The following is a 16,709-nucleotide window of genomic DNA, read 5'->3' as shown; positions in this document are numbered from 1 at the left end:
GCCTTGATAGGGCTTGAGGCCCGGTTTCAGGTGATTGGGCTAAGCCCGTTTACGGCCTTTCAAGGCGCGTTTCTCATCGCGTGTCGGGCTTGTGACCGCTTCGGCCCAGCCTTTCGATACGCAGTAATCAATGAAGTCTTGCGGACGTTCTTGCGGTTCCGGCGATGCCTTCGCATTGAACGAATAGCGGCTACGCGGACGCGACCAGTTGCATTCCACTTTAAAGATTGCCCAAGCCATTATTTCGCTCCGTCTCTGACTGCTTTGCGCATCTGGCGCGTCACTCGACCCCGAACACGCTTTCGCAGCGTTCGCCATGATGGGAAGAAGTACGGGCTGGCCTTCATGTGCTGGGTGCCAAACTCTTGAAGTCTGGCAAGCTGGAATTGCTCGCGCTCACCAACCATTGTTGACATATCGCCAGCGTAGATCGTGATCACCAATCCATCGCGGGTCGGTGCTGACTTACCGAGGACCATTGAGCCTTTAGGTGCATCACCCCATGTCCAGTTGATCGTTTGTGCCAGTGCGCCAGTATCTTTCGGGGCCAATCGGCGCATCATGCTGACAACTTCACCAGCACCTTGCTCCATGGCCTTGATCGTCGCATCGAATACAGCCTGCGGAATAGTCTTGGTAAGCTTGCGCTTGAGCCTGTCTAAGCCCTCAACCATTGTCCCATTCCTCGTCAATCAAGCCGGTGACTTGCACAATGCCATGAGCGGTTATGCCGTCTGGATCATCCAGAACACGCGATAATTCGATATTTATGCCGACAAGAGCGCCGTCTGACAGATCGCCAGTGGCATTCCTCAAAGCGCCGACAATCGCGTCAACGATTTCTTTGCAGGGCCACTTGCGGCCATTCCTGCGGGTCCAGCAATCAATCTGGATTGTTTCTTCGCGGCTGTTGATGCAATCGGCATCATCGGTACGGAAGTCACTGGCACCAATCGAGATATACGGGAATGTCGGGCTTTGCGGTGGCCCGTCATACACCCGATCACCTACAAGTGCTGAAACCTTTGGACTGGCCTTGAGCGTGGAAATGATCAGGTCTTGGAATGAGACGGAAACACTCATGTCGCCACTCCGCTTTCGGCGGTGATTTCCATAAATTGCCGGTCCTCAGTCGGGACAATTGCCCTGATCTGATACTCGTTTCCTGTCCGTGCATCCTTCATCTTGTCGTCAGTGGTCAAAGCAGCCGTCTGGCTACTTCTGCGCACCGTAACAACAACCGGCTGCTTACCCGTCAATCGTGCCGCTTGAACCGTCTCACCACCCCGTAGATAACGGATATTGGCGCGGACAGTGAAAGAGGTAGGGAGCGGCTCGAAACCGCCATGTCCATCAGGAACCGAGGTAATAGTGCTGAATGTGATCTTTTCATACAGCGAACCGGCAGAACGTTTATCGGCCATGGCTCACCTCGCTACCGGGTCACGCAGTTGATAGAGCATCGATGAGACAGGCTTAGGAAGCATACCAACATCGAAGTCACCGTCTGGGTCTTGGTCTGGATTGCGATAGTAATAACCAACCAGCATGATTACCGCGGTCTTTACCCGTCCATCCGTGGTCTCGCCGTTCTCATCAATCACTTCATCAGCGCGTACATCGAGATAAGCTTTGACACGCAATGAAGCGGCAGAAATGAGCAAGTTCAGGTGCGCATCGTCGTCGTCAGTGTCCACGCGCAGGCCGTTCTTGACTTCAATAAGGGAAACAAGATCAGCCATTATTCACCAGCCTTGGGTATTGTTACCCGTATCGGTCCAGAATTGACCGCTGGCGCTGATTTCGCGTCTTTACCATCTCGGCCCTTCTTGACTGCCAAACGCCAGCCCTTGGCCGTGTCTGGCTTCTCTCCGGTTTCCTCCTGTGCGATCCAGAAGCTGCCGCCCCACGTCACGCCATCGCCGGGCGAATATGTTTTGCCCTCTGAAAAAACGCCACGATCAATCACGACCGGCAGTACCAGAGGAAACTCTTTGACATTCTCGCCCTTGGTAAAACGCAAGATGACAGTCTTTTCGCCATCGTAATCAACCGACAAATCATCAAAGCCCACGCCGTCCGAGCCATCTTTACCCGGAAGTCCGTTCTCACCGTCCTTGCCGACGAATTGACCAAGCTCTTTCACGCGGCCATCCGACATTGTTGCGATGAGAACGCCGCCCTCGCCTCGGAAAAGGTCTTTCACGTCCAATCCGTCGCGACCGTCCTTACCGTCTTTCGGCTTAGGAAGCTCACTGACGCGCTTCTCAACTTCGGACCGGATAAGTGGCGCAACGTCTTCAATCGTCACGCTCTTGCCGTCCTGTGGTGCCGGAATGCCTGCAAGATGCTCGTCAACCTGCTTTTGAAGGACTGGCAGCACGTCATCCAGTGACACGCTCGCGCCATCCATGCCGTTTTCACCGTCTTTTCCATTCTGTGGAAGCGGAATTTCGGCTATTGTAGCGCGACACGCCTCATCGACAATTCGTCTGATCTCTTCATCGCCACCACGGGCATCAAACTCAATCTCGATCAATTTAGGAATATCGGGAAGCTCTGGCGCTGGCTGAATGGCGTTGACTGCCTCAGTGATCGACTTCAACTCATCCGAAATGATCGAGCGAACTTCGTTCATGTCAGCGTCTTTGCCGTCTTTTGGCACTGGAAGGCTATCAATGCGCTTTTCCAAGTCATCGAGACGCTTGAACAGCGGCGCGAGTTCCTTAGTGACGAAGGACTTCACCTCTTTGACGATTTCCTGACCGAAGGCCTTACCATTAAACGTCATTGGCTAAACCCTCTTAGAATTTCGATCATGGCTTTGTCAGCTTCTTCGGTCATGTTGTCATTCGCAGGAATTACAACTGGATTGTCCACTCCGTCGATAAGCTGGCGATCCCTTGCCGCAATTGCTTCGATACTGTGGTCTTGCTGCTGGAGATAGACAGTGTTTCCGCCTGTCGGCAGCTTAGGCATTTCAAGGCGTCGACGGCGCTCATCAAGCGTCAAAACGCTCTTGGCCTTATCAAGAACGTCCATCTGAGTTGCAGTGTCCATTCTCAGCAGATTATCGGTATCAAAATCAGTCCCGACACCCTCGCCCGTACCGAGGCCTTCGTCCAAGCAAAGCTCAATGCTTTCAATGAGAACCTGCAAGCACTGAGTGTAATACTCGATGTTCAAGCTCTGCACATTGTTGTTGGTTGGCATCGATCCCACACCCGCCTTATACGGCGGCACGTGATAGACCGAGCAGACGACCTCCGCAGACCATTTAAGCTGCTCAATGAGCTGACTATCCGTGGATTTTGCCCTCATCGCCTCGTATTTAAGGCCATCACCGAGAACCGCGACCTTGCCAGCGTTCTTGCCGGAATATTCGCTTTCCCAATGCTGCTTAAGGCGCTCTGCTGTTGCCTGCTGAATTTCACCCGGTGCAGTCAGAACGCCGCCCGGTTGAGCCCCATTCTGGAAGAACGCCGCGCTGTCATTCTGGATCGCAAGACCCTGCATCGCAGCCAAACCGCCTGCAAAGATTGGAGAAAGGCCCACAAGCGGGTGATAAAAGCAGTTGAAACGGTCGTGAATAATCTCACGTGCCGGAACGATGATCTGCTCTGCCACACCTGCAAGCTTATCAGTGTTCATCTGATAGAACACAGAACCGTCATCACTGATCAATGGCGTGACAAGGTTCGGATCAAGAACATAGAGCCTTACCACCTGGCCGCGTTCATTCCGCTGCTTGAGAACGTAGGTATTTCCGTTCTGAAGCTTGGAAAGTACCCAATTTTCCATGAATTGGATGCGGTTCTGATAGTGATTTGGCCTCGCCAGCACATCAGAGAACGGCTTTTTCTTGATCTCAGACCATACGCCGTCGCTATCCTGCTTCACGAGCTTGATACGCAGTTTTGCAATATCGGAAGCAATCAGGGTGCGACATGAAAAGTCAGCGTGGAACGCAAGAACGCTATCGAACTTCACTTCAATATTGCGCTGCCATGCGCCTGTGAAGCTTTCCTTGATGACTTGCCACCAACCACCCCGATCATTGGGGCGCGACAAGTTGCCAGCCGCCTTCTCGCGGGTGATGTTGAAGCCAAGTACACGCATCAGGAATTAGCCTCTCCGCGACGTTCGATCTCAAGTTCGATTGCTGCAACAGCATCTTCCTTGGTCTTGATTTTCTCATCGCTGACCGACCCGGCCAATGATTTGAGCTGAGGCCAAGCCAAATCGCGCCAATCATCGGGGATTGTGACCGTCAATGGCTGCTGTGGCTCGCCAGTCTCTGTCGTCAGTGCGGTTGTCGAATAACCAAGCTTGCCGAGAATACGCGCATAGCGCGGGTCACGTGCCTTAAGTGCCCGGTTCATGTAGGATTGATGTTTCATTGCCATTCTCCGTTGAAGTGCCAGCCGCAGAGGTTCTGCGACTGGCTGTTTCTGTTGAGAAAGGCTTATGCCTGACCGTAGGCAGCGCTATCGATCCACTGAACCGCACCCGGACGGCGCTTAGTCCAGTTGATGAAGCGTTCTGCGCGGATACCAACAAGGTTCATCTGCCACAGGCTGACCATGACGGTTGCTGCAACTGGTGGGTTTGTTGGCGCGCTATCCATCTGGAGCGATGCCTGGTTGCTTGCATCCAGAAGAGTTTCGCCATCATCGGCCAGCATGATTTCGGATGCTTTTGCCAAGATGATACGGCTACCCGCACCAGTCACTGGCTCACCTGAACCCGGATTTGCTGGGATATTCTCAGACAGGATGACTGGAAGGCCAAAGAAACGACCACCACTGTCGCCATTGATCTGAATGTCTGGGAATTCACGCTGACCGAGTGGATTGAGCATTAGCGCCAGAGCCAGAGCCTGCATTTCAGTCATGATGAAGACTGCACCAGCCAACGAGAGGTTGGCAGTAACAAACTTGCCCATCAGTGCCTGAATGTCGGTGCGAACTGCATCAGCATCAGTTCCGCTGGCCGTAACAGGTGCAACGCCATTGGTGATCGAAGCAGGCTTAACACCGGCAGAGCCAGCATTTGCAGGATCAACAAAGTCACGATCCATGGTCTGAACGATGGTATCAATCAGATCCTGACGAACGATTGCTTCTGCCGAAGGATTGGAGAACCGCACAAGCTCATCGGTCATCACGACAATGCCAGCCAGCTTGGTCACGCCAAGGCTTATCTGGTCAAACGCAAGTGCCGAAACAGGCTTTGGAGCGCCTTCACCGACCCACGAAGCGGACGAACCACCAGTCTGACGCGGCACCTTGATATTAAAAGGAACATTGCGCAGGCCGGGAATGCGACCAATAATCGTCTGAGGACGAAGCAATTCGGCGAATTCAGAAGCCATGTTCTGGTATTCAACAAGTGGCTTGGCCCATGCCGCGTCTGTGGTCGTACCCGCAGCAACAGCAGCTTTCAGAACTGCCGACACTTCCGGGGTCTGATCATCCCAACGCTTGGAAATCTCAGCAGCCTGCATGAGATTGCCCTTGGATGCCATCAGCGCCATTGCGTATCGAGTGAAGGCAGTACCCTTCTCAACATTCGCCTTGACGGTGATCGGTGCGCCATTACGGACAGCAGCGCCTTTTTCAGCAGTGTTGATCTGGTTGGCAATCACTGGCTTTGCAGACAGTGCCTGTGCCTTTTCCAGACTGCGAAGGCGGGTGAGATCAGCATCGATCTTAGTAACTTCGTCGTTCAGCGTGTCGAACTCTTCCTGTTCGGCTTCATCGCTTGAGCGACCTTCGTCAATCGACTTCTGCATGACCTCACCCATACGGGCGGACTTCGCGTTGCGGGATGCTTCAAGCGCCGCGATTTGTTCAGCAACAGTTTTCATAACTGGTTCTTTCTTTGGAGATAGGTTTACGGTTTTGTTGATGATCCCCGCAGCGCCGGGGTTGGGCTTCGATACAGGCACCGTCTTGCCGGTCGCGGCTGGTACTCCGGTATCGAAAGATTTGATGATCGCGACACTTGCCGCGTCCAAACTCTTGATGCTCGTCATGATCGCATCTTGATGGGCTGGGATTGTCACCGCCGACAGCTCGTAAACTTCTGTTTCAGTGAACTTGATGCCGCCATTCTCAATGAAGCTGTATTCAATGGCACGGAAGCCGATAGACACAGCGCGGACAAGACCGAGCTTGATGCTCTGCCATGCCTCGTCAACGCGATCCTTCAGCGTTCCCGGCTCATCAATGATCGGAAGCTCCGCTTCGAATGTGATGCCACTTGCTGTCGGTTTATCGAACTTGACCGTGCCAATTGGCTTCGAATGGTCATGCTGCCAAAGAAACGCCATTGGGTTGCTGAACTTGACGCCAAGTGGCTCAACAATGTCGCCAACTCGGTCAACAGCTGGTGTCGTAGCCACACCGCGAATGATGCGCCTGTCTTCGTTCACTGCTTTGATTTCAAGCAATGAATAAGCGCGCCGCGTCATATCAGCCATGACGGACCTCCATAATTCAGATTGTTCGGTTTAATTAGCCAAGCACCAGCAACTGGAAGGCAGGCTCACGCGCTGCTTTGACTGTACCGGCTATACTTCTCGCCATTGCCAGAGCGATCATGCCGTCGATACGTCCATTTGCTTTTGCTTTATCCAGCTTGCGGTCGCCTGCCGGGTTCGTCGTGACAACGGCATTTGCTGCGCACATTGTGAGTACCGGGTGGTCGCCATGGCATAATCGCCCCTCCAGTAAGTCCGCCTCAAGGGTTCGGAGTGCTGGGGACATTGATACAAATCCCTGACCAAAACCCACAAAGATTGACGTTTCGCTTTCTTCGTCAACTTGCCGCTCGTTAAAGCCAGCTTTTATCAGCCAAGGCTTGAGGTGGCGAAAGTTCCAGCGGTCGAATGCTATTTTCTGCACGTCCATGTTTTCACAGTCGCGATAGATTGATGCGGCGACAAACTCATAATCTACAGAGCGCCCGGGGCATGTGCGAAGCAACCCCTTTTCGGCCCAAGTGTCATACGGAACGCGGTCATTACGTGACTTCTCTTTCAGCCCTTCTTTCGGCAACCAGAAGGTGGGAAGAACCTGCCATTTCTGGTCAACGGCACCCACATAAACCTTTGCCGTCAAATCGCTGACGCTAGAAAGGTCGAGGCCTCCAAACATTGGAACGCCCCGAAGGTCATCATTGACCGGCGAGCCACATGCAGCCCACACTGACCGCGACACAAACGGTGAAAACATTTCCACACGTTGGTTTAGAATTAGGTTTCTGTATTCTGGCTCGCGGCTTGGCATGCGCCGGGCATCTTCTGCCATGGCTATTACTTCATCAGCATTCTGGAAATCGCCGAACGCTGGGTTTGCCATCTTAATTGTTTCAGGCGCAAAGGGATCAGCATCATCAGGCGCTGTATAAAGGCTTACGACAGTCCGTGGGTCCGCTCCTGTTAATGCATCATCTATTAGGATCGATAGAAGATCATCAGGGTTAGGCGCTTGCGTCGAGATAACGATTGATAACGGCTCGTCCTGCGCCGCCGTTGCTGTTTCCAGCGCTTCATACAGTTCTGATCTTGGGCCGCGCACCTGACCAAGCTCGTCATGAACAATAAACACAGGCGATAAACCATATGCAGTTGCCGCTTCCGCAGACAGAGCGCGATAAAGGGTTCCTAATTCTTCACAGAATAACTGTTTCGCCGTGTCTCTCGGAATGACCACTGCACTAAGATCGGGTGACTGGCGAACAACCTTTGATGCCAAGCTGTAAAGAATAGCGGCCTGATCGCGAGACTGTGCGGCAGAGAACAGCTGTGAGTTTGGCCTAGCTTCTGGTCCGCAAAGATGCAGTAAGAGCAAGAATGCTGAAAGAGCCGTCTTTCCGTTCTTGCGTCCAAAACTTAGTATCGCTCGACGTGTCCCGTTTGGGTTGTCGTATATCCTCGTTATTTCATGTCGTTGCCAAGGTCTTAGTTTGACGCGTTGCCCGACCATCCGGCCTTCTGGTACACGACAATATTCCTCAATCCACCTGATGTTGCGCTCGGCGCGTGTCTCAACCTTCCCACGGTTTGCGGGTTGCTTTTGCGTTTTTGTTGCCACGATGGTTTGTTGTCGCCTGTTGGCTGATCCGCATCTTTGTCGCCAGAGACGACATTGCTCGGCTTTCCCGCTCTTGCATTTTCAGCAAACGGTCATAGTCCTTGATCAGAAGGGTTGGATCCGAAGTAGCTTGCTCGATCAATTCGCCAATGCGTCTGGCGTGGATTACGTGCCTACAGTATTGCGCTAGGAGCGGCACTGTTGAAGGTTTAAACCAATCTGCGGGTTCGCAATCGACCACAGAAGCCCATATTTCCGTTTCTTCGTCAGTAAGATCATGAGGCGGTTTCTGACGGTCAATAATCTCAATCGGCTTTACGGTTATCTCAAGCGAGGCCGCAGAAGCGCGTCCGCGTTTTGCCATCTGTTGTGCCTCGCTAAATTCAAAATTCTTACGTTTTATGGTTTTTGTGCTGGGACGCGGGTACGCAGTCGAAAGGGGATTTAGGCGGAACCTCCCCCGCCCCCATCTAGATCAGATGTGTCCGCTTCCCATTCTTGCTGCGATTTTCCTTGGCCCACATTGGTCGAAGGTTTGACAATGCCCAACACGATGCAAAGTCTGGATCATCATACGATGTGATGTTGAACTCGCGCACTGGAATGATGTGATCTATTTCAATCACGCCCTTACGCATCTTCTCCCAACTCATGCCGGTAGTGAACTGTCTTTCGATATGCAGCCTTAGCGTTTCGGCGCTGTAACCGAGCAACTGCTCTGTCGTTCGTCCACCTTTGCCCTTGAGCATATCATTGAGCCGGGCAGACACCCTTTGTTTCAACAGAAACGCTTCGCTTGTCTCACGTTTGCGTCTCTGCATACTACGAGCATAGGCTCTAGCCTTTTCAAGGTTCTTGGCTCGCCATTCAGCACAATGCTGTGTTGATGAGTATCCGGCTTCTCGATACGCCGCGTTGTAATCCTTGACGTTGGCTTTATTGGCATCACGCCATGCTTTCTGACGGGCCTTTTGATCTGGCCTATTGCGACGCTTTGTGTCGTCAGCCTTCTTGCACGGTATGCAGTATGAGTGCAGACCATGTTTCCCCATCTTATGCAGGGGAAAGAATTCTAATGTTGCGGGTTTGTCTTCAAGACAATGGGTGCATATCCGCGATAGTTGCGGTACATGTGGCTCAGCCATCCGATCCTCTTATACAGGTTCGTTTCGGTTAGGTCTGTCGAGCGTGTTGGTAGCACCTCGGCAGACTGCCTAACTTACCATTCAGCGGTCGGAATACCAATGGTGAGACTGGTCTATCGGCATGCCTTCCTCAGAAGAACCAATGACCCTGCCGCTCTTTTCCTCGCGCTGGATGATGCTATCGTGAACCTGCTTTGAAACAGTCTCGATATTGTCGAGGTTGAAGAACAGTTCTCGATTGCCCTTATGTGGAACCTTATGGTTCGCTACTGGCGCGTCAGGTACATTGCCCTTACCAATGCATAAGACACCCGAACGCTGGCAGGTGTAATGATCCCGGGTGAATGCCTTCTGTCGCAGCCTGTACCATTCTTTCGTCTGATACCATTTGCGCCAGTGCTGTTCCTGCTGCCGTTTCTTATCCCGCTCTCTCTCATTCCCTGTTGAGTATCCCAGCCTTGGCTTCATCATGGATACGAGAGGCTTGAGGGTTTTGATCTTAGGCATCTATCCCTCTTGCTTTACTAGGCTAGCCACTGTTTACTTCAGATGGGGATAAAAGGGAGCGCTGACTTGAGACAAATACTTCAATCAGTGATGTGTGGGTTGTTCGGCCACAAATGGGGGCAACGCGTACATGTGGGTTTTACTGACGATGTTCTGGATCGACATATCGAAATATGTAAACGGTGCAAAGAAATACGCGAAAGCTAAATAGTTAACACATACTCGGACTATCACGCATCGAAGTATCCGCCATTGCAGGAAGGGCAGCAGCTACAGGAGCAAGACCGATGAAGGAGAGGAAGCTGCGACGGTTCATGCTGTTTCTCCCTTACGGGTTTCGCGCCATTCATTGACGGTCAATGGTGACGTATCCAGCCGAAAGCCTCTCCCGTTAAATGACAGGCTCAGTAATGCAGCACGTCCACAATCCTGTGTTATCTGGGCACACTCAAGGCCGGGGATTATCTGACCGTTAATGAACACCAGCATTCTGCCGTCCTCATGGTGCTTGACGACAATTTGCGCTTCGCTCGGTTTAACACCTGCCATGATCCATTCTCCTGATTAGCGTTTAACCGGGCTTGCCCACTTCACACTGCTTAATGCAAGGTTCTCACCCCGGAGCGGCCAGTGTTGGGCTCTTCACCCACGAGTGTAGCTATTGCCTCATCGCCCGGTAGGATGAGTGAAAGGAGTGCCGCTCCCTATGATGCGAAAAAGCCCCGCACGACGGCGGGGCTGGCAACGTTAAATTTCCTTGCTTTTCAGACAGTAAAGCATATCCATTGCTTTCAGGGAGAATGTATCATGCCTTTTAGAAGCGCTGACTACCGCGGGAATTATAATCCGAACGAACTGGCTCTCTTGCAGGATGCTTACAATCGATGCTGTGAACTTCTGGGCCGCTGCCCTGCCACACACAAAGACCGGGACCGCTTAGCCCGTGCAGTGATGAGAACGTTTGAAGACAGTAAGCATGATCCAGAAATAGCTGCGCAAAGAGCAGCGGAACTGGCTAAGCTGATAGAGTAGCATTCCGTTGAGGCAGTGCCTCTAATCATGCCGCCTTGCGCCTTTCAGCATACTTCTGGCGGCGTCTTTCGTTTCGGGCTTCTGCCCATTCAAAGCTTCGATCTTCTTCGCTGGAGATTGCCCGATCCATCCGCCAATTTAGCGGTTGTTTCTCTGTCGCATCATCTCCGATTGTGACCTGAATTTGCCCTGTTTCGGCGCAAACTTGCAACTCCCCATTTAGGGCTGTTTTGTAATTTTGGCCGTTAATGCGGACAATCTCGCCGAAAATCTCCAATATTGCGCGGTTTTTCTTCCTTCTTCCCGTTTCTCTGGTGAAGCCTTGGGAGGCACACCACTTCGTAAATGACAGGCCACCAGCCTGTGCGATTGCCCAATTCCAGAGACAGCGGCGGCGGGTTTCATCCTGAACGGATAGAATAAGCTGGTTGCAGCGCTCCCACTCTGAAACGTCCTGTGTGGTCAGCTTGGTCTTGGCGAACATTTCCGCACGGTGTTCCTTGTGCCGTGCATCGCCCCATTCCCGCATTTCTTCCCAGCTATGGACATAACCCAGGCTCTGCGCCTTCAACTGCTTCGGCTTCGCTGTCTGTGGCAACCGCCGGTCAACTTCTGCGCCTCGGATGAACAGTTCAGCTATTTCCAACGGCGTCATGCTGTCCTCCTATCGTCCAAAAGGTCGAGTTGTTCGGCGTTCGGTCCAAATCGGCGGAACACCCTTTCGTATACCATGCCAGAGATAGCATGTCGTTGTGGGGTGATGCCTGAAAGGTCATTGGCGATGAATTGAAGGCGCCCTAGCGGTATTGCATCCCATAATTCCAGCCATGCTGACGTATCACGCTCAATCAGGCCCCGGTTTGCAATCACCATGTCGGAAGCCATCCAGAGGCCAAATTCATCGAGACAAGCCTTGTTGTTGGCCGTTTCCGCCAGTGTGGTCATGACCAAGCGGAAATGGCCCTCTCCATAGTTGCGCAGTATCCGGTCCAGTGTGGCGACCGCCCGTGTTTCGCCAATATCCGGGTATCGGTGGGCATCCACGATCTTGATGCCGTACTCTGCGCATATCAAATAAACACGAGGGTCAACTGTCATATGTACGCCTTCCCTCGCCTCACGATTTCATTTTCAAGCTCGTCTCGCGTGGTCTCGAAATCCCGGTGCAGGATCGCGAAACCGCCTTCCAGCTTCCAGGCCGTGGTGTTTCGTTCGAAATCATCAATCAGGATGTCGCCACGGGAATGCATGAACAGCGGCTTATTGCGACCGCCCATCACTGGAAGAACATGGCACCGGGTCGAAAGGTGCTCCCTCACCCATTCCCGCTTCTGTCGCGCCACGTGGGCATAGTTCGACTTTGGGCAGGCCGTGAGAATGATCGGATCAAGCCATGCAATCCGGTCGAAGAACATCTTCGCGCCGGGGCACATCGGCATGTCGCGGAAGTATGACGGGTGAGCATTGATCGTCGCCCACATGTCGTCGTCTGCCATTCCACGGTGATCGACGCCGAAAAGCGCCGGGAAATAGGCGTCAAAATCTGCCATGACGCCATCAAGGTCCAAGTATACATTTGGATGTCTCATGCCGCCTTCCTCATCTCAAACGGGCAATTCGCCTCAAATACTGCGCGGGCAAAGCCCTGTGGTGTTGCGCTTCTCAAGTCAGCCCGGTCATCGCTGGGGGTGAGTTTCCACATCTTCGATCCAAGCACTGGGTCGACTGGTTTCTTGGCTGGCATCACAAAGCCGTTTCCGGTCCAGAGACACGTTTTCTTCGTGTAGGCCTCGCTGCTGGGATCGTCGGCATACCCTGCATAGTCTGACGGATGGAAATAGAAGTCGGGCTTGCCTATGTGCGGAATGCTGGACAGGACGCCGACCGGGTTTTCGCAGAAGTATGGAGCGCCTGACCATGCCGCCACCTGACGGCCAGCTTCGAACATCTCGATAGCATCCCGAAGCATTATCCCGCCCTTCTTGACGAAATCACGTGCACCGGCTCCGCTGACATCGGTACATGGCGACATAGAAGCGACAAACACGATATCCAGGCCAGACGGTGGACGCCACGAACGGGCATCACCCCAGACGAAATTGATGTTTCCGATCTTCTTATCCCGGCGGATCGAATGATCTATATCCACACACCAGCATTCAATCCCAGCATCTGCCCATGGCTGCGCGGTGCGACCGCTCTTTTCATAGAGGAATATTGCTGCAAGCTTTCTCATGCCGCCGCCCTTTTCCGTTCCACCTGGATAACCTTCCCGTTCTTCCGTATCGGCTGGAGTGACGGGAATAGCTTCTCTGCCTCTGTGCGGGCGCTGGACGCGGTTTCACCTACCCGAAGGTATTCGTTGTTCATGTATGCCAGAAGGTGCTTGAGCGCTTCCTCTGTGGCTTCCAGCTTGGTTGGGTAGACGATTGGTGCGCCGCCCTTGCATAGGATCGGGTTTGGCCTGCCATGCTGAGCAAAGCGGACCATGACGCGGTATCCTCTCGGTACTTTCTGAACATAGGCTGCGAAGTGGTTCATCAGAAACCCATCCCCTCAAATGTTGCATCGCCTTGGTTCCGCATAGACACGTACCGGGTGCATTCCTTTTCAAACCGCAAGCGACGTCTCACTGTGCTGTCACCGAAGCGGACCTTCAAAGCCCCTATCTCTGCTTGATCCTCCCAGCCTTCAAACCGGCGTTCGATTTCGTCCTTTTCCTTTTCGTTCTTGGCAATCCGCAACTGGTCTTCCTTGTACTTGTCGGGCCGGTACAGATAGAGAATGCCGTCAAAGTCTTCCTTAGCCTGTTCACCGCCGAATATGTCGCTGGATATGGGCCGGGGATTGTCGCGCTTCATACCGGCACTGTTGCGCTGCATGAGGCTTAACCAGACTGCATTCATTTCAACCGCCATGGCCTTGCAAAAGCCGTTAATCTCGGAAGCAATGCGTCCTTCGTGAGCTTTCGGATCGCGCGGCGTGACCTTGCGTACATGGTCGAGAAAGATCATCGGATAGCCTTGGGGGAAACGCTTGCGAAACTGCCTGACATATCCGCCAAGCTGTGCTGTGCCTTCGCGGGTGCATCGCTTTACTTCGATCGGCAGACGAGAGATTGTGAGCAGCTCCTTGTAATAGCGTTCCTTTTCCTTATCGGTGAGCTGCTTCTGTCTGATACGTGGGCCATCTATCCCGGTGCGCTGTGACGCCATCTGTTGAAAAATCTGTTCCGGCGACTGGTCATAGCTGATCACAAGCGCCGGGTGTCCAGTTGCAGCCACATGATCCACGATCTGCACCAGAAGGCTTGTCTTGCCCTCTCCTGACGATGATAGAAGCCCGTAATAGTTCCCGGCTTCCAAATCACCATTAAGAACCTCTGTGATCTGATCGAGTGGCAACTTGATTGTTGGGACAACCGCGCCCTTGGCGTCTTGATCCATGATCCGGGCAACTGCCGCCTTAGCCGTTCCCGGTCCCTCTGCTTTTGGGCTTTCCGCTCTTATTGCTGCAAGACGTTCTTCAATGTCGGCTGCGATCTGGGCTGCTGATCTATCGGGCGAAGGATTGTTCACCTGATCGTTGCCATCAAGGAAGATCGAGTTGAGCTCACGGTGCTGTGCCAGATCGACAATCGCATGAGCGTAATCAGTTGCGTTCAATACTGTGACAGCTTCCGTTGCCAGACGCGCTGTGTATTGGAATGCATTCATATCCGGCGTGATCGGTTCATTCGCATCAATGAAGTGCTTGAGCGTGATCGGGTTCGCGTTCTTCCCGCTCTGGATTACTCGGCCGATAACCTCCCACAACCTCTTATGGAATGGTTCATAGAAATGATCAGCCTTTAGGAATGGCGAAACAACGTCATAGGCAGCGTTGTTGATGAATACAGCGCCAAGCATGGCTTGTTCCGCTTCGATGTTATGCGGCAGGGCTTTGGCAACGTCAGGGGCTTCGTGTCTCATGCTGCCTGCCTCTGAAGCATTTTGAACTGCTGTGAACCTGATGCCGCGAAGGCAATCCCGACAGCTTCCGCCGCGTCGTGCTTCTTCACTGGTATCTTGAGCATCTGGCAGCGTTCCATTGCGGCTTTCTTCCAGTCCTTGCTTGCGAAGCCGGGCTTGCGTCCATAACCGAGGAATTGTGAACGCCATGTAGATGACGGGATTGTCAGCCAAGGTATGCGATAGGCTGAGATAATCGCCACGGCAGCACCTGACAGGCTGGAAAGCTGCAAGGCATTCGGGTTGATCGTTGTTTCGTCCTTGTCGCCTGCCATGTCGGTTTTCTTCTTCTTGAAGGTCACGACATTGCGCATCGGCTGCTCGATAGCCACGAAATCAGGACGTTCTGCCTTGAGCATGGTCACAAGCTGAGTGGCGATCGACGCCGCTTTATCCTCGGCGTTGTCGCCGATCGACGTGATAATGCCTGTGCGGATCGTGGACATTGACGCACTCGGATCATACCAAGCAAAGCCGGTTGTGGTTGCGATGTCTAAGCCAAGAATGATCATGCCGCCGCCCTCATCGTCAGAATTGTCGTGTTGATGTTGGTGCCGCTCTCACGAAATGAGCCGACAGGCAGGTCGTCCCAGCGTCCATCAAGCAATCCATGGTCATATCGAGCTGTTACCGGCAGGATTGCTGTCAGTGTGCCGCCCGGCTTAAGGAAGCGCAGTGCATGATTGACGTGCTTGGCGTAATGCGTCCCGTAAAATGGCGGGTTCATAATCACACGGTCAAATTCAGGCTTTGGCACTGTCTCAAGGAAGTTCATGCGCATGACGCGGTGGCCCTTGGCTTGGCACATCGAAACGCGAACCGGATCAATCTCGCATCCGACCACATCAGCGCCAGCAGAGCGCAATGCATCCATGAAGCGACCGCAGCCACATGAGGGCTCAAGAATGCGCTGCCCCTCCAAGCCGTAGATGGCCCCAACAACGCGATCAACAACCGCTTGCGGCGTTGGGTAGTATTGAAGGTCTTTCGCTACTGCTGTGCTTTCTTGGCGCTTTTCCGGCTTATCTTCGCTCACGTCCGGCAGCACATCGCCATAGTATTCGGCCAAAGCCATATTGATGTCGCGAAGCGCCTGCTCATCAAAGATCACATGAGCGTTGCCGTTCATGAACTTGCGAACGCTTACGCCACGGCCTTCGATTTTAACCTCTCCAACGCTGTGGCCTTTTACGTAGCTGTAATAATTATCGACCGGCTTAAGCTCGTCGTATTCGACAAGCGCCTTGCCCTGATAAGCGGCCAATGCATTCAGAAGATTAATCAGCCGATCCCGGCCATATGATCCATATCCGCCAACATTGGACAGGATAACGCGCTTAGGAAGACCCTTAACGCCGATCTTCACCTTGTCGTGGCTCTTGTATGCTTGATCGAGTTCACAAAAGACCTCAGCCAAACCGCGCAGGATATTGCCACGAGGATCAAGCAAGTAATCGCCAAAGGTGGCGCGTAGATTGTCAATCGTGAACTCTGGCGGCGAAGCCATGCTCTGCTCAAATCGACGCTTGTCGTTTGCCGATGCCAGATAAGAAATCTGCAACTTGTCATAGACAAAGAACCACGAAGATTTAAGCAGGTTCTGTTCCATGGTGCTGCTGTGGACATGGCCAGTATTGATGTTTTCACGCCCATGCGTACCCGCAATCGAGCAAGCCATTTTCAGGGCAGTGCCAGCCTTATTGAAGGTTTCCAGCACGTCTGGAATAGCAGCCTTCTTGTGCTCGTATTCGGCAACAACATCAGAGAGGCGGCGACCGAGTGAAATCTCATTCATTTTCAAAACCTCCCCAAGAAGTACGCCACTGGTGCGAGAATTACGGCGAGACAAAGAGCGGTGACGCCAAGGGTTAATAGTGCGAGGGAAAGGCTACTCATGATGCCTCCGTATCGGCGTG

The 16,709-nt window shown here is 53.0% G+C and carries 24 protein-coding genes; 1 reads left to right on the top strand and 23 read right to left on the bottom strand.

Annotation, left to right across the window (positions count from 1 at the left end):
* Nucleotides 1-39 precede the first annotated feature (39 nt).
* The 13 genes from FHY56_RS04385 to FHY56_RS04325 form a co-directional block, all read right to left on the bottom strand.
* Nucleotides 40-240: a hypothetical protein gene (locus FHY56_RS04385; RefSeq protein ID WP_140903948.1), complete on the bottom strand. Its 201-nt coding sequence runs from the start codon at nt 238-240 to the stop codon at nt 40-42.
* Nucleotides 240-674 (bottom strand): HK97-gp10 family putative phage morphogenesis protein, encoded by a 435-nt coding sequence (locus tag FHY56_RS04380; RefSeq protein WP_140903947.1) that lies wholly within the window; start codon nt 672-674, stop codon nt 240-242. Before FHY56_RS04380 ends, FHY56_RS04385 begins: the two co-directional genes overlap by 1 nt.
* Complete coding sequence (locus FHY56_RS04375) at nt 667-1,083, bottom strand: DUF3168 domain-containing protein (RefSeq protein WP_140903946.1); 417 nt, start codon at nt 1,081-1,083, stop codon at nt 667-669. Before FHY56_RS04375 ends, FHY56_RS04380 begins: the two co-directional genes overlap by 8 nt.
* Entirely contained in the window at nt 1,080-1,424 is a 345-nt protein-coding gene (locus FHY56_RS04370; RefSeq protein ID WP_140903945.1) for a head-tail adaptor protein, read from the bottom strand. Before FHY56_RS04370 ends, FHY56_RS04375 begins: the two co-directional genes overlap by 4 nt.
* 3 nt (nt 1,425-1,427) lie before the next feature.
* On the bottom strand, nt 1,428-1,742 hold the full coding sequence (locus FHY56_RS04365; protein WP_140903944.1) for a head-tail connector protein: 315 nt from the start codon (nt 1,740-1,742) through the stop codon (nt 1,428-1,430).
* Nucleotides 1,742-2,791: a hypothetical protein gene (locus tag FHY56_RS04360; RefSeq protein WP_140903943.1), complete on the bottom strand. Its 1,050-nt coding sequence runs from the start codon at nt 2,789-2,791 to the stop codon at nt 1,742-1,744. The genes FHY56_RS04365 and FHY56_RS04360 overlap by 1 nt, the downstream gene beginning before the upstream one ends.
* A complete protein-coding gene (locus FHY56_RS04355) occupies nt 2,788-4,119 on the bottom strand; it encodes a phage portal protein (RefSeq protein ID WP_140903942.1) in 1,332 nt (443 codons plus the stop codon). Before FHY56_RS04355 ends, FHY56_RS04360 begins: the two co-directional genes overlap by 4 nt.
* Nucleotides 4,119-4,400, bottom strand: a complete 282-nt coding sequence (locus FHY56_RS04350; protein WP_140903941.1) for a hypothetical protein — start codon at nt 4,398-4,400, stop codon at nt 4,119-4,121. The genes FHY56_RS04355 and FHY56_RS04350 overlap by 1 nt, the downstream gene beginning before the upstream one ends.
* A 65-nt stretch (nt 4,401-4,465) precedes the next feature.
* Nucleotides 4,466-6,484, bottom strand: a complete 2,019-nt coding sequence (locus FHY56_RS04345) for a phage major capsid protein (protein ID WP_210240047.1) — start codon at nt 6,482-6,484, stop codon at nt 4,466-4,468.
* A gap of 34 nt (nt 6,485-6,518) precedes the next feature.
* Nucleotides 6,519-8,099: a terminase large subunit gene (locus FHY56_RS04340; protein ID WP_235889415.1), complete on the bottom strand. Its 1,581-nt coding sequence runs from the start codon at nt 8,097-8,099 to the stop codon at nt 6,519-6,521.
* Nucleotides 8,053-8,463 (bottom strand): hypothetical protein, encoded by a 411-nt coding sequence (locus FHY56_RS04335; RefSeq protein ID WP_140903940.1) that lies wholly within the window; start codon nt 8,461-8,463, stop codon nt 8,053-8,055. Before FHY56_RS04335 ends, FHY56_RS04340 begins: the two co-directional genes overlap by 47 nt.
* Nucleotides 8,464-8,569: 106 nt before the next feature.
* Nucleotides 8,570-9,244, bottom strand: a complete 675-nt coding sequence (locus tag FHY56_RS04330; RefSeq protein ID WP_140903939.1) for a hypothetical protein — start codon at nt 9,242-9,244, stop codon at nt 8,570-8,572.
* Between the two features lie 81 nt (nt 9,245-9,325).
* Nucleotides 9,326-9,751 (bottom strand): HNH endonuclease, encoded by a 426-nt coding sequence (locus FHY56_RS04325; protein ID WP_193556758.1) that lies wholly within the window; start codon nt 9,749-9,751, stop codon nt 9,326-9,328.
* Nucleotides 9,752-9,793: 42 nt separating this feature from the next.
* Between FHY56_RS04325 and FHY56_RS18345 the strand changes: the two genes are divergently transcribed.
* Nucleotides 9,794-9,958 (top strand): DUF1660 family phage protein, encoded by a 165-nt coding sequence (locus FHY56_RS18345; protein ID WP_140903938.1) that lies wholly within the window; start codon nt 9,794-9,796, stop codon nt 9,956-9,958.
* Between the two features lie 4 nt (nt 9,959-9,962).
* Here FHY56_RS18345 and FHY56_RS04315 read toward each other — a convergent pair whose 3' ends face one another.
* From FHY56_RS04315 to FHY56_RS04270, 10 genes are all read right to left on the bottom strand, one after another.
* Complete coding sequence (locus FHY56_RS04315) at nt 9,963-10,067, bottom strand: twin-arginine translocation signal domain-containing protein (RefSeq protein WP_140903937.1); 105 nt, start codon at nt 10,065-10,067, stop codon at nt 9,963-9,965.
* On the bottom strand, nt 10,064-10,300 hold the full coding sequence (locus tag FHY56_RS04310; protein ID WP_140903936.1) for a hypothetical protein: 237 nt from the start codon (nt 10,298-10,300) through the stop codon (nt 10,064-10,066). The genes FHY56_RS04315 and FHY56_RS04310 overlap by 4 nt, the downstream gene beginning before the upstream one ends.
* A 508-nt stretch (nt 10,301-10,808) precedes the next feature.
* The gene (locus tag FHY56_RS04300; protein WP_140903934.1) at nt 10,809-11,438 is read right to left on the bottom strand and encodes a hypothetical protein; all 630 of its coding nucleotides are present in this window, start codon (nt 11,436-11,438) and stop codon (nt 10,809-10,811) included.
* Nucleotides 11,435-11,881, bottom strand: a complete 447-nt coding sequence (locus FHY56_RS04295; RefSeq protein ID WP_140903933.1) for a hypothetical protein — start codon at nt 11,879-11,881, stop codon at nt 11,435-11,437. The genes FHY56_RS04300 and FHY56_RS04295 overlap by 4 nt, the downstream gene beginning before the upstream one ends.
* Nucleotides 11,878-12,333 (bottom strand): 5' nucleotidase, NT5C type, encoded by a 456-nt coding sequence (locus FHY56_RS04290; protein WP_210240046.1) that lies wholly within the window; start codon nt 12,331-12,333, stop codon nt 11,878-11,880. The genes FHY56_RS04295 and FHY56_RS04290 overlap by 4 nt, the downstream gene beginning before the upstream one ends.
* Nucleotides 12,334-12,368: 35 nt before the next feature.
* Nucleotides 12,369-13,019 carry a hypothetical protein gene (locus FHY56_RS04285; RefSeq protein WP_140903931.1) on the bottom strand — a complete coding sequence of 217 codons (651 nt, stop codon included), beginning with the start codon at nt 13,017-13,019 and terminating at the stop codon, nt 12,369-12,371.
* Nucleotides 13,016-13,324: a hypothetical protein gene (locus FHY56_RS04280; protein ID WP_140903930.1), complete on the bottom strand. Its 309-nt coding sequence runs from the start codon at nt 13,322-13,324 to the stop codon at nt 13,016-13,018. The genes FHY56_RS04285 and FHY56_RS04280 overlap by 4 nt, the downstream gene beginning before the upstream one ends.
* Nucleotides 13,324-14,754 (bottom strand): replicative DNA helicase, encoded by a 1,431-nt coding sequence (locus FHY56_RS04275; RefSeq protein WP_158447734.1) that lies wholly within the window; start codon nt 14,752-14,754, stop codon nt 13,324-13,326. The genes FHY56_RS04280 and FHY56_RS04275 overlap by 1 nt, the downstream gene beginning before the upstream one ends.
* Nucleotides 14,751-15,305 (bottom strand): RuvC family protein, encoded by a 555-nt coding sequence (locus FHY56_RS17765; RefSeq protein ID WP_158447733.1) that lies wholly within the window; start codon nt 15,303-15,305, stop codon nt 14,751-14,753. The genes FHY56_RS04275 and FHY56_RS17765 overlap by 4 nt, the downstream gene beginning before the upstream one ends.
* The gene (locus tag FHY56_RS04270) at nt 15,302-16,588 is read right to left on the bottom strand and encodes a DUF4942 domain-containing protein (protein WP_140903928.1); all 1,287 of its coding nucleotides are present in this window, start codon (nt 16,586-16,588) and stop codon (nt 15,302-15,304) included. The genes FHY56_RS17765 and FHY56_RS04270 overlap by 4 nt, the downstream gene beginning before the upstream one ends.
* Between the last annotated feature and the right edge of the window lie 121 nt (nt 16,589-16,709).

It is taken from the genome of Brucella gallinifaecis, assembly GCF_006476605.1.
In the GTDB taxonomy this organism is placed as follows: Bacteria; Pseudomonadota; Alphaproteobacteria; order Rhizobiales; family Rhizobiaceae; genus Brucella; species Brucella gallinifaecis.
Note: the sequence above shows the minus strand (reverse complement) of the source record. Positions and strands in the feature narration are given on the sequence as shown.